Below are 12,252 nucleotides of genomic sequence, written 5' to 3' on the forward strand. Positions count from 1 at the left end.
GCCGGGGGTTTCACACCCCCGGACCCCCGTGGGATATTTTCGTGAAGAAGATCAGGGAAGGATCTCGACCGTCGTGCCGATGCGGGCAGCGGCGTAAAGTTCGCCGATTTCGGCGTCGGAGATGGCGATGCAGCCTGCCGTCCAGTCGCCGGGCAGGATTTCGCCGCCGGGCCGCTGATTGGGCTGGCCGTGGATGAAGATGTCGCCGCCGGGATCGACACCCAGGGCCGCGGCGCGCGCCCGGTCCTGCGGGCGGGGGTAATCCAGGCCCAGTGACAGGTGATAGGCGCTGCCCGGGTTCATCCGGTCGATGGAGAACGTTCCCTCGGGCGTTTTGCCATCGCCCTGCTGGCGCTTGTCTCCGTTCGGCGCGAAGCCGAGGGCGATGCGATAGGTCTTCAGCGGCCGGCCGTCGCGGAAGGCGGTCATGCGGCGGTCGGATTTCCGGATCACGATATGATCCACCGGCCCGGCCAGCCGCGCCGTCAGCGGCGGGAGGGGGAGGGGGCGCGGGGGCGGCAGCATGATCCATGCCGCCGCCAGCAGGAACAATGCCATCAGGGCCGAGAAGAGGCGGGCCAGCCCCCTCATTGCAGGTCTGCGAAGGCGTCTTGCAGGCGCGCCACCGCCTCGGTCACGCGGGCGCGGGGGGTGGCAATGTTGAAGCGCAGGAAGGTCTCGCCCCCCATACCGAAGGTGGCGCCGTGGTTGGCGGCGATGCGTGCGGTCTTTTCGACGCGGGCGGTGAATTCGGCAGGCGCCATGCCCGTGCCCGAAAAATCGACCCAGGACAGGTATGTTGCCTGCAAGGGCATGGACCGCAGGCCGGGGATCGCGCTGATGCCGTCGTCGAAGATCCGCCGGTTGCCGTCGAGATAATCCACAAGCGCGTCGACCCAGGCCGCGCCCTCGGGCGAATAGGCGGCGGCCACCATGTCCATTCCGAACAGGCCCGGAGAGATGCCGCGCGCCATCAGCGCCGCCTTGAAGTGGTCCCGCAGCGCCTTGTCCGCGATGATCGCGTTGCCGATATGGGCGCCTGCGATGTTGAAGGTCTTGGTGGCAGCGGTCAGCGTGACCAGCCGGTCCGCGATGTCCGGGCAGACGGTCGCGGTGACGCTGTGCTTGTGGCCGGGCATCACAAGGTCGCAATGGATTTCGTCCGACACCAGGATCAGGTCGTGGCGGATGCAGAAATCGGCCACCTGGCGCAGTTCCCCGGGCGTCCAGACACGGCCGCCGGGATTGTGGGGGGAACACAGGATCAACAGTTTTTCCCTGCCCGTCAGGCGGCTTTCCCAGGCGTTCCAGTCCATGCGGTAAAGGCCGCCATCCTGCGCCAAGGGCAGTTCCACCAGATCCCGCCCCGCCGCGCGGATCACGCGGGCAAAGGCGTGATAGACGGGCGACATCACGATCACGCCATCACCCGGCTGCGTATAGGCGTCCAGTGCCATCGCCACCCCGTTGACCAGACCGGCACAGGTCAGAATCCAGCCGGTCTCGATCTGCCAGCCGTGGCGGTGTGCCATCCACCACTGGATCGCGCCCAGATATCCTGGGTTGGTGCCGGGATAGCCATAAACGCCGTGAGCCGCGACGGCTTCGACTGCGCGCTGCACGGCGGCGGGTGGGCGAAAGTCCATGTCGGCCACCCACATCGCCAGCCCGCCGTCGTCCGGCAATACGCCGTAAGCCGCCTGCATGTCGTCCCATTTGGAACATTGCGTGCCCACTCGGTCGATGATCTGGTCGAAATCGGGTCTGGTCATGGTCCTGCCTGTGCGCTGTTTTCCCCTGCATACGCCGCTTGTTGCTTATGGTGAAGCCTTGCCCTAAATCGCGAAGGATGAGCAGCCTGCGTCCTATCCTGATCCATCCCGACCCGCGCCTGAAGAAGGTCTGCGACCCCGTGGCCCGCATCACCCCGGATATCGAGGCCCTGGCTGCCGATATGCTGGCCACGATGTATGACGCGCCGGGCGTAGGGCTGGCCGCACCGCAGGTGGGGATCTTGTCGCGTATCTTCGTGATGGACGCGACCCGCGATCCCGAGGCCGAGCGCCGCCCCCTTGTGCTGGTCAACCCCGAGGTGACATGGGAATCCGAGGAACTGAACACCTATGAGGAGGGCTGCCTGTCGATCCCCGAGCAATACGGCGATGTGACGCGTCCCAAGCAGGTGCGGCTGCAATGGCTGGGCTTGGACGGCAAGACGCATGAGGAGGAGTTCGACGGGCTGTGGGCCACCTGCGCCCAGCACGAGTTGGACCATCTGAACGGGATCCTGTTCATCGACCACCTGTCCGCCATCAAGCGCCAGATGATCACCCGCAGGATGGTCAAGCTGAAGCGGGAAAAGGGCCGGGCTTCTTGACCATACGTGCCTTTCTTCCTTATGCCGACCGGCGCCTGCATATCCCCGCCGATCCGGTCGGGGCCGTGACCGAGACGGTGCGGATGATCTGGGACGACATGGTGGACACGATGGAGGCCATGCCGGGAGTGGGGCTGGCCGCGCCGCAGATCGGCATCATGCTGCGGCTGGCGGTGGTGGATGCGTCCGACAAGCGCGGGCAGGCGATCAGGATGGCCAATCCCGAAGTGCTGCATTCCAGCGTTCAGTTCCGCAGCCATGAGGAAGCCAGCCCCAACCTGCCCGGCGTATCCGCCGCCATCAGCCGCCCGCGTGCGGTGACGGTGCGGTTCGTGAACGAGGCGGGCGAAGTCGAGGATCGCGATTTCGTGGGCCTGTGGGCAACAAGCGTGCAGCACCAGATCGACCATCTGGACGGGCGGATGTATGTCGATCACCTGTCGCCCCTGCGGCGCAAGATGCTGGTCGCGAAATCGGCCAAGCTGGCGCGGCGGTGAAAGACCGGGGGCCAGCCCCCGGACCCCCGGGATATTTGACACCAAGCTGAAAGGGCTGCCGATGCGGGTGATTTTCATGGGAACGCCCGAGTTTTCGGTGCCTGCGCTGCGGGCGATTGCTGCGCGGCACGAGGTTGTGGCTGTCTATTCGCAACCGCCCCGCGCAGCCGGGCGGGGGCAGAAGCCGCGCCTCTCGGCGGTTCATGGGGTTGCCGAAGAGTTGGGGATTGACGTTCGCACGCCGCTGCGGCTGCGCGACGCCGCAGATCAGCAGGCCTTTGCGGCGCTTGAGGCGGATGTGGCGGTGGTGGTGGCTTACGGCCTGATCCTGCCGCAGGCGGTGCTGGATGCGCCACGGTTGGGTTGCCTGAACATCCACGCCTCGCTTTTGCCGCGATGGCGGGGGGCGGCACCAATCCATCGGGCGGTGATGGCGGGGGATGCGGAAACCGGGGTGGCGATCATGCAGATGGAGGCGGGGCTGGATACCGGTCCGGTGCTGGCCGAGGCGCGCACGGCCATCGGGGCCGAGGAGACGACCGCCGACCTGCATGACCGGCTGTCGGCAATGGGTGCGGGTCTGATCGTCGACGTGCTGGCCCGGTTGCCGCTGCCGGCGGTGCCTCAGGCGGCGGAAGGCGTGACCTATGCCGCCAAGATCGACAAGGCCGAGGCGCGGGTGGACTGGACCCGCCCCGCCGCCGAGGTTGATCGGCTGATCCGGGGCCTGTCGCCCTTTCCGGGCGCCTGGTGCGAGATTGCGGGCGAGCGGGTCAAGCTGCTGCGCAGTCGCGTTGTCCCGGGGCAGGGCGCGCCGGGCGAGGTTCTGGAGGGATTCACCATCGCTTGTGGCAATAGCGCGGTCGAGGTGCTGGAAGCCCAACGGTCGGGAAGGAAGCCTATGGCAGCGCAGGAGTTGCTGCGCGGGTGGGAACTTCCCGGGGGGCTGGAATAGCGGCCTGACAGGGGCGGACCCCCATCAGGCCGACTTTCTCATGCGGCCCGCTTGAACCAAGCGGCGCGCGTCAGATCGCGCCGTGGCAGTGCTTGAACTTGTTGCCCGATCCGCAGGGGCAGGGGTCGTTCCTTGACGGGTTGCCCCAGGTGCTCACGTCGTTTTCGTCAAAACCCTGGACCAGCGGTTCGGGCTTTCCCGCGTCATCGTCGGACTGGCGGTCGGCGCCATGTTCCATGGTCAGGTGTTCCTGTGACGCCTTTTGCTGCTGGGCCATCTGGCGCAGCATATCCTCGCGTTCCGCCTCGGTCAGGGGGCGGATTTGCGCAAGGCGCTGTGTCACGTCAAGGCGCAGCCCGTCCAGCATGGTTTCGAACAGCTGGAAGGCCTCGGTCTTGTATTCCGACAAGGGGTCGCGCTGCGCATAGCCGCGAAAGCCCACGACCGAGCGCAGGTGTTCCAGCGTCAGCAGGTGGTCGCGCCATTTTCCGTCGATCATCTGCAACAGCACCTGCTTTTCGATGTTGCGCATGTTTTCCGGTCCGAAGGCCTGGGCCTTGTCCGCCTGATAGGTATCGGTCGCCTTTTCGATGCGTTCGCGGATCGCGTCCTGGTCCACGCCTTCCTCGGCCGCCCAGTCGGCGACGGGCAGGTTCATGTTCAGCCGCTCGCGGACGGCGGTCTTCAACCCCTCCAGATCCCATTGCTCGGGATAGGATTTCGGCGGCATGAATTCGTCGATCAGGTCATCGATCACCTGATGGCGCATGTCGGCGGTGATCTCTCCGACCTCGGTGCTGTCCATGATCTCGCGGCGCTGGCTGAAGATCGCCTTGCGCTGATCGTTCATCACGTCGTCGAATTTCAGCAATTGCTTGCGGATGTCGAAGTTGCGGCCTTCCACCTTGGCCTGGGCGCGTTCCAGCGACTTGTTGACCCAAGGGTGGACGATGGCCTCGCCTTCCTTCATGCCCAGGGTGGACAGGACCTTGTCCAGCCGTTCCGACCCGAAGATCCGCATCAGGTCGTCGTCCAGAGACAGGAAGAACAGCGACCGGCCCGGATCGCCCTGGCGCCCGGACCGGCCGCGCAACTGGTTGTCGATCCGGCGGCTTTCATGGCGTTCGGTGCCCAGCACGAACAGCCCGCCCGAGGCCAGCACCTTTTCCTTGTCGGCGGCGTGTTCGGCCTCGATCTGGGCGCGGATTTCGTCGGGGTTCGCCTCGGGGTCGGCCGCAAGCGCAGCCAGCACCTTCATTTCCACGTTGCCGCCCAACTGGATGTCGGTCCCGCGACCGGCCATGTTGGTGGCGATGGTGACGGCGCCGGGCTTGCCCGCGTCGGCCACGATCTGCGCCTCGGCCTCGTGCTGGCGGGCGTTCAGGACGTTGTGGGGGATGTTCTGCTTCTTGAGCAGATCGGACAGCATTTCCGATTTCTCGATGCTGGTGGTGCCGACCAGGGTGGGCTGGCCCTTGGCATGGGCTTCCTTGATCGCCTCGATCACGGCGGCGTATTTTTCCTGCGCCGTGCGATAAACCCGGTCGTGTTCGTCGATACGCGCGATGTTGCGGTTGGTCGGAACCTCGACTACGCCCAGCTTGTAGATTTCGGCGAATTCCTCGGCCTCGGTCGCGGCGGTGCCGGTCATCCCGGCCAGCTTGCTGTAAAGGCGGAAATAGTTCTGGAATGTGACGCTGGCCAGGGTCACGTTTTCAGGCTGGATCGTCACGCCTTCCTTGGCCTCGATCGCCTGGTGCAACCCGTCGGACAGGCGGCGGCCCTTCATCATGCGGCCGGTGAATTCGTCGATCAGCATCACCTCGCCGTCGCGGACCATGTAATGCTGGTCCTTGTTGAACAGCTTCCAGGCGCGCAGGGCCTGGTTGGCGTGATGGACGATGGTCGTCGATTCCGGGTCATAAAGTGTCTGCCCCCCGGGCAGGATGCCGTCGGCTTGCAGGCGACGTTCCAGGAATTCGTTGCCTTCCTCGGTAAAGGTGGCGTTGCGGGCCTTTTCGTCCAACTTGTAGTGTTCTTCGGTCAGCAGCGGGATGTACTGGTTCAGCGTGACGTACAACTCGCTGCGGTCCTGGCTGGGGCCGGAGATGATCAAGGGCGTGCGCGCCTCGTCGATCAGGATCGAGTCCACCTCGTCCACGATGGCGAAGTTGTGGCCCCGCTGGACCATTTCCTCGACGCTGCCCTTCATGTTGTCGCGAAGGTAATCGAAGCCCAGTTCGTTATTGGTGGCATAGGTCACGTCGGCGGCATAGGCGGCGCGCTTTTCAGGCTCCGCCTGGAAGGGATAAACGACGCCCGTGGTCATGCCCAGTTGGCGGAACACCTTGCCCATCCAGTCGGCGTCGCGTTTCGCCAGATAATCGTTGACGGTGACGATGTGGACGCCCTTGCCGGTCAGCGCGTTCAGATAGGCGGGAAAGGTCGCGACCAGAGTCTTGCCTTCGCCCGTCTTCATTTCGGCGATATTGCCCTGGTGCAGGAAGATGCCGCCCATCACCTGCGTATCGAAGGCCCGCAGGCCAAGGGCGCGGCGGGCACCCTCGCGGCAGTTGGCGAAGGCTTCGGGCAGGATGTCGTCCAGGCTTTCGCCCGCCGCCACGCGCCCCTGGAATTCGCGGGTCTTGTCGATCAGCTGCTGATCGGTCAACGGGCGGAACTGATCCTCCAATGCGCTGACCCGGGCCACCAGCCCGCGCGTTCCCTTGACCTTGCGGTCATTGGGGCTTCCAAAGACCTTCTTCGCCAGATTACCGATGCCGAGCATACAAACCTTCGCAATCACGTTGTTGGGAAAGGCGGACGCGGCCGGGCCTACTTGCCGCGACCTGCCGCATTGCCGTATCAGGGGCCTGAACGAAAGCGGCGGCGGCGCCTTCCACGGAGTTGGACCGGGATCTATGCCTCGCCCGCGCGACTGTCAACGCTGGCCCGCCCCCTGGGCCGCATGAGCAAAGGGATCCCCATGCTGAAATCGTCCATTCTGGCCGCCCTGCTGGCCACGGCCCTGCCTTTCGCGGCTTATGCCCAGGACAAGGGCGCCGGTACGGTCGTCGCTACCGTCAACGGCACCCCCATCACCCTGGGCGAGATGATCGTGATGAAGGAAGCCGCGTCCCAGGATCCGCAGATGGCCGATATGCCGGATTCCGCGCTGTACGAAATGATGCTGGACCAGTTGATCCAGCAGACCGCCGTGGCCGCCGCCGGCAAGGAAAGCGCGGGCGTGCGTGCGCAGCTGGAAATCCAGCGCCGCAACACCCTGGCCGCCGCCGCCATCACCGAGGTGACCAGGGCGCAGCCGACCAACCAGGAAATCCAGGCGGCCTATGACGGGCTGTTCGCGGCACAGGAGCCGGCCACCGAATATTCCGCCGCCCATATCCTGGTCGATACCGAGGAAAAGGCCAACGAGATCAAGGCCCAACTGGACGGCGGCGCGGAATTCGGGGCCTTGGCCGAACAGAACTCGACCGGTCCCAGCGGGCCGAACAAGGGCGATCTTGGCTGGTTCGCAGCCGACCAGATGGTCAAGCCCTTTGCCGATGCCGTCAGCGCCATGGAAAAGGGCCAGATCTCGGACCCGGTGCAGACGGAATTCGGCTGGCACGTGATCAAGCTGAACGACACCCGCCTGCGCGAGGCTCCTCCGCTTGACGAGGTGCGCGAGCAGATCAGCCAGATGGTCCTGCGCGACAAGGTGCAGGCGGAAATCGAGCGCCTGACAGCCGAAGCGACGGTCGAGAAGACCGAGGGCATCGACCCCGCCCTTCTGAACAAGACCGAACTGCTGGAGACGGAATGATGGGCAAGGCCGGGCTTCCCGTATCGCCCCTGGCGCCCGCCCGCTTTCCCGACCTGCCGGTGATCGCCGGCATCGAATTCGCCAGCGGTGCCGCAGGTGTGAAATACCAGGGCCGCACGGATGTGACGCTGATCCGCATCGCGCCGGGATCCACCCTGGCGGGCGCGTTCACCAAATCCTCGACCCGCGCGGCCTGCGTGCTGGACAACCAAGCCAAGCTGGCGATGGGCGGCGATGCACCCGACGGGGCGGCGATCATCGTCAATTCCGGCAACGCCAACGCCTTTACCGGCGCGCGGGGCCAGGAATCGGTCGATGCCGTGACGGATGCGGTGGCGCAGGCCACGGGCGTTCCGGGAACCCGCGTGTTTTCATCCTCGACCGGCGTGATCGGCGAGCCGCTGCCGCATGACCGGATCATCGCCATCGTGGGCGATCTGGCAGCATCGCTGGACGCAGGCGGGATCGCGGATGCGGCGCGCGCGATCATGACGACCGACACCTTCCCCAAGGGTGCGCAGGCCGTGGTGGCGGGCGAGGGCGGGGATATCCGCATTGCCGGCATCGCCAAGGGATCGGGCATGATCGCACCGGACATGGCGACAATGCTGGTCTATGTCTTCACCGACGCGACCATCCCCGCGCCGTTGTTGCAGCAGGCATTGTCGTCGGGGCTGGATGTGACCTTCAACGCGATCACGGTGGACAGCGACACATCGACTTCTGACGCGTTGATCCTGGCCGCGACTGGGCGCAGCACGGCGGCGGCGATCACGTCGCTGGAGCATGGCACGGGGGCCGCCTTCGTGACCGCGCTGCACGGCGTGATGCGCGAGTTGGCGCAGCTTGTCGTCCGCGACGGCGAGGGGGCGACGAAATTCGTCGAGGTTCGGGTGACCGGGGCTGCGTCGGATGCCGATGCCCACAAGGTCGCCATGTCCATTGCCAACTCCCCGCTGGTCAAGACCGCCATCGCGGGCCAGGACGCCAACTGGGGCCGCATTGTCGCCGCCGTCGGCAAGTCGGGCGCCGAGGCTGATCGCGATCGCCTGACCATCCGCTTTGGCGACATGGTGCTGGCCGAGAACGGCTGGCGTTCGCCCAGCTATGACGAGGCAGCGGCAAGCTCCTATATGAAGCAACAGGATCTGGTGATCGGGGTCGATCTGAGGCTGGGGCAGGGCGCGCGCACCGTGTGGACCTGCGACCTGACCCATGGCTATATCGACATCAACGCCGACTACCGGTCGTGAAGGTCGTGTCGGAGACGCGCAGGTGAAGACCGTTCTTGTCGCCGCCGTGGCGCTGATCGACGCCGACGGGCGCGTGCTTCTGGCGCAGCGCCCCGAAGGCAAGTCGATGGCCGGGTTGTGGGAGTTTCCGGGCGGCAAGATTGAACCCGGCGAAACGCCCGAGGCAGCCCTGATCCGGGAACTGCACGAGGAACTGGGCATCGACACCTGGACAGCCTGCCTGGCGCCGCTGACATTTGCCAGCCACGCTTATCCTGACTTCCATCTGCTGATGCCAGTATTCGCCTGTCGCCGGTGGAAGGGAATCGTTCAGCCTCGAGAAGGGCAGCAACTGGCCTGGGTCCGTGCCAGGGATTTGCGCAATTACCCCATGCCGCCGGCGGACGTGCCCCTGATCCCGATGTTGCAGATGTGGCTTTGAGGACGCATTTGGGGGGCAATCTTTTTCAAACTGCCCCCCAAATGTCCTAGACCGCCGCATCGTTAATACTCTGTGAACGGTTTCATGACAGGCTGGTGGCAGAGGGAACAGGAGGGCTTGACATGATTCGCACGATTTCGATCGGCAGCCATATTCTCATCCAGGGGCTTTTCGAATGTCTCGCCCCCAACGGGAAAATGGTTGTCCGCATCGGCGCACGCACTTTCGAGGGAACGCCGGTCACGCGCTGATCCGGAACACGACGCACCACGACGAATGCAGAAGGGGCGGCCATGCAAGGCCGCCCCTTTTTGTCGCCGCAGGGATCGATGCGCCGCCTTACAGCGTGCGCTCGACTTCCTCGCGCTCAAAGATTTCGATGACATCGCCCTTGCGGATGTCGTCATAGTTTTCGAACGCCATGCCGCATTCCTGGCCGGAAATGACTTCCTTGACCTCGTCCTTGAAGCGCTTGAGCGTCTTCAACGTGCCTTCGTGGATCACCACGTTGTCGCGCAGCAGGCGCACGCCTGCCGAACGGCGTGCCACGCCTTCGGTGATCAGGCAGCCTGCGACATTGCCCACGCCGGTGACGCGGAACACTTCGCGGATTTCGGCATAGCCGATGAAGTTTTCGCGCACTTCGTTGGACAGCAGGCCCGATGCCGCCGCCTTGATGTCGTCCACCAGGTCATAGATGATCGAGTAGTACCGGATCTCGACACCCTTCTGGTTGGCCGAATTGCGGGCCGGGGCGTTGGCGCGGACGTTGAAGCCGATAACGGGGGCATTGCTGGCCTCGGCCAGACCGATATCGGATTCGGTGATCGCACCCACGCCGTAATGCAGGACACGAACGCGAACCTCGTCGTTGCCGATCTTTTCCAGGGCCTGCACGATGGCCTCGGCGGAACCCTGCACGTCGGCCTTCACGACCACCGGCAGTTCGGACACGCTTTCATCCGCCTTAGCCTTGGCCATCAGCTGTTCCAGCGTGGTCGCGGCACCGGCGGCAGCGCGTTTGTCCTTGGTCTGCTGGATGCGGTAGTTCGCGATCTCGCGCGCCTGGGCTTCGGTTTCCACCACGTTCAGCACGTCGCCTGCGGCAGGGGTGCCGTCCAAGCCCAGAACCTCGACCGGGACCGAGGGTCCGGCCTCGTCCACACGTTCGCCCTTGTCGTTGATCAGCGCGCGGACCTTGCCCCACTGTTCGCCCACGACAAAGATGTCACCGCGCTTCAGCGTCCCGTTCTGAACCAGAACGGTGGCAACAGGACCGCGGCCCACGTCCAGCTTGGCCTCGATCACGGCGCCCTGGGCGGCACGGTCGGGGTTGGCCTGCAGTTCGAGGATCTCGGATTGCAGGGCAATGGCTTCCAGCAGTTCGTCCAGGCCCTGGCCGGTCTTGGCCGATACTTCGACATCCTGCACGTCGCCGGACATCTTCTCGACCACGACTTCCTGGTGCAGCAGCGAGGTGCGCACGCGGTCGGGATCGGCCGAGGGCTTGTCGATCTTGTTGATCGCCACGATCATCGGCACCTTGGCGGCCTTGGCGTGGTTGATCGCCTCGACCGTCTGCGGCATCACCGCATCATCGGCGGCAACCACCAGCACGACGATATCGGTGACTTGCGCGCCGCGCGCCCGCATCGAGGTGAAGGCCGCATGGCCCGGCGTGTCCAGGAAGGTCAGAACCGCGCCAGATTCGGTTTTCACCTGATAGGCGCCGATATGCTGGGTGATCCCGCCCGCTTCGCCAGACACGACATTGGCCTTGCGCAACGCGTCCAGAAGCGAGGTCTTGCCGTGGTCCACATGGCCCATGATCGTGATGATCGGCGGACGCGACTGCAGATCCTCGGCCTTGTCCTGGACCGTGTCGATGACCTGTTCCACATCGGAATCCGAGACGCGAACCGCCTTGTGGCCGAATTCCTCGATCACCAGTTCGGCGGTATCGGCGTCGATGGGCTGGTTGATGGACACCATCATGCCCATCTTCATCAGCGACTTGACGACATCGGCGGCGCGTTCCGCCATGCGGTTGGCCAGTTCGGACACCACGATGGTTTCCGGCAGCTGAACGTCACGCACCTGCTTTTCAGGGCGCACATTGCCCATGGCCTTCTGGCGGGCGCGATCCTGCTTGCGCTTCATCGCGGCCATAGACCGCTGGCGGCCACCTTCGCCGTTGAGCGCCTGGGTCAGCGACAGGCGGCCTGTGCGGCGGCTGTCCTCGGCCTTGGCCTTGGCTTTCGCATCGCTGTCGCCGCCGCTGTCGCGACGGTCGCGGTCGGTGCGGCGCGGACCGGTGGCGATGCCAGGCTTTTCGGCGCGCGAGGCTGCGGCCTCGATCGCGGCACGGTCCGGGGCGGCGGGACGCGCACCTGCCGGGCGGGCCGCGGCGGGGGCGGCTGCACGGGCCGGGCGTTCCGCGGCTTTCGTTTCTTCCGTGCGCTTGGCCAGTTCCTCGGCCTCGCGGGCAAGGCGTGCTTCTTCCTCGGCCTTGAGGCGGCGGGCTTCCTCGCGCTCGCGTTCCTCACGCTCCTTGGCCTCGATCTCGGCGCGGCGGCGCTCGCGTTCTTCCTCGCGCGCCTTTTCATCGATCAGACGCTGGGCGGCTTCCTCGACTTCGCGCGACTTGGCGGCGGCAAGCGCCTTTAGCCGGCGCTCCATCTCGGCGTCGGAAATGCCCGCAGGGCGTTTCGAGGGATCGCCCGCCATGCGCGCCGTCAGCGGGTTCTTTTCTTTCTGGGCATCCGTCATCTGGGTGGCGCCCGGCTTGGGCACCACGACGCGCTTGCGTTTGGTTTCCACGACAACGCTCTTGGTGCGGCCATGGCTGAAGCTTTGCTTGACCTGGCCCGAACGGCCGCTGCCGCCGAACCCCAGAGTCGATTTTCCGTCTTTGTCGCTCATC

The 12,252-nt window shown here is 65.2% G+C and carries 11 protein-coding genes; 7 read left to right on the forward strand and 4 right to left on the reverse strand.

Going from position 1 to position 12,252, the window contains the following annotated elements:
• Nucleotides 1-51: 51 nt before the first annotated feature.
• Both LZ585_RS03140 and LZ585_RS03145 read right to left on the reverse strand, forming a co-directional pair.
• On the reverse strand, nucleotides 52-591 hold the full coding sequence (locus LZ585_RS03140; protein ID WP_234854996.1) for a L,D-transpeptidase family protein: 540 nt from the start codon (nucleotides 589-591) through the stop codon (nucleotides 52-54).
• Nucleotides 588-1,772 carry a MalY/PatB family protein gene (locus LZ585_RS03145; protein ID WP_234854997.1) on the reverse strand — a complete coding sequence of 395 codons (1,185 nt, stop codon included), beginning with the start codon at nucleotides 1,770-1,772 and terminating at the stop codon, nucleotides 588-590. The genes LZ585_RS03140 and LZ585_RS03145 overlap by 4 nt, the downstream gene beginning before the upstream one ends.
• 77 nt (nucleotides 1,773-1,849) lie before the next feature.
• Between LZ585_RS03145 and def (LZ585_RS03150) the strand changes: the two genes are divergently transcribed.
• The 3 genes from def (LZ585_RS03150) (at nucleotide 1,850) to fmt (ending at nucleotide 3,829) form a co-directional block, all read left to right on the forward strand.
• Complete coding sequence (gene def / locus LZ585_RS03150) at nucleotides 1,850-2,377, forward strand: peptide deformylase (RefSeq protein ID WP_234854998.1); 528 nt, start codon at nucleotides 1,850-1,852, stop codon at nucleotides 2,375-2,377.
• The gene (def, locus tag LZ585_RS03155; protein WP_234854999.1) at nucleotides 2,374-2,874 is read left to right on the forward strand and encodes a peptide deformylase; all 501 of its coding nucleotides are present in this window, start codon (nucleotides 2,374-2,376) and stop codon (nucleotides 2,872-2,874) included. Before def (LZ585_RS03150) ends, def (LZ585_RS03155) begins: the two co-directional genes overlap by 4 nt.
• Before the next feature lie 61 nt (nucleotides 2,875-2,935).
• Entirely contained in the window at nucleotides 2,936-3,829 is an 894-nt protein-coding gene (fmt, locus tag LZ585_RS03160) for a methionyl-tRNA formyltransferase (RefSeq protein ID WP_234855000.1), read from the forward strand.
• A gap of 70 nt (nucleotides 3,830-3,899) precedes the next feature.
• Here fmt and secA read toward each other — a convergent pair whose 3' ends face one another.
• Nucleotides 3,900-6,617: a preprotein translocase subunit SecA gene (gene secA / locus LZ585_RS03165; RefSeq protein WP_234855001.1), complete on the reverse strand. Its 2,718-nt coding sequence runs from the start codon at nucleotides 6,615-6,617 to the stop codon at nucleotides 3,900-3,902.
• A 198-nt stretch (nucleotides 6,618-6,815) separates the two neighbouring features.
• On the opposite strand from secA, the gene LZ585_RS03170 reads away from it, so the two are divergent.
• The 4 genes from LZ585_RS03170 to LZ585_RS14850 all read left to right on the forward strand — a co-directional run bounded on the left by LZ585_RS03170 (nucleotide 6,816) and on the right by LZ585_RS14850 (nucleotide 9,580).
• Complete coding sequence (locus LZ585_RS03170) at nucleotides 6,816-7,655, forward strand: peptidylprolyl isomerase (protein ID WP_234855002.1); 840 nt, start codon at nucleotides 6,816-6,818, stop codon at nucleotides 7,653-7,655.
• Complete coding sequence (gene argJ / locus LZ585_RS03175) at nucleotides 7,655-8,908, forward strand: bifunctional glutamate N-acetyltransferase/amino-acid acetyltransferase ArgJ (protein ID WP_234855742.1); 1,254 nt, start codon at nucleotides 7,655-7,657, stop codon at nucleotides 8,906-8,908. Before LZ585_RS03170 ends, argJ begins: the two co-directional genes overlap by 1 nt.
• A 22-nt stretch (nucleotides 8,909-8,930) precedes the next feature.
• On the forward strand, nucleotides 8,931-9,329 hold the full coding sequence (gene mutT, locus LZ585_RS03180) for an 8-oxo-dGTP diphosphatase MutT (RefSeq protein ID WP_234855003.1): 399 nt from the start codon (nucleotides 8,931-8,933) through the stop codon (nucleotides 9,327-9,329).
• A gap of 122 nt (nucleotides 9,330-9,451) precedes the next feature.
• Nucleotides 9,452-9,580 (forward strand): hypothetical protein, encoded by a 129-nt coding sequence (locus LZ585_RS14850; RefSeq protein WP_256445641.1) that lies wholly within the window; start codon nucleotides 9,452-9,454, stop codon nucleotides 9,578-9,580.
• A gap of 88 nt (nucleotides 9,581-9,668) precedes the next feature.
• On the opposite strand, the gene infB is transcribed toward LZ585_RS14850, so the two are convergent.
• Entirely contained in the window at nucleotides 9,669-12,251 is a 2,583-nt protein-coding gene (gene infB, locus LZ585_RS03185; protein WP_234855004.1) for a translation initiation factor IF-2, read from the reverse strand.
• Between the last annotated feature and the right edge of the window lies 1 nt (nucleotide 12,252).

Origin of the sequence: Paracoccus everestensis, assembly GCF_021491915.1 — a bacterium.
Lineage (GTDB): Bacteria > Pseudomonadota > Alphaproteobacteria > Rhodobacterales > Rhodobacteraceae > Paracoccus > Paracoccus everestensis.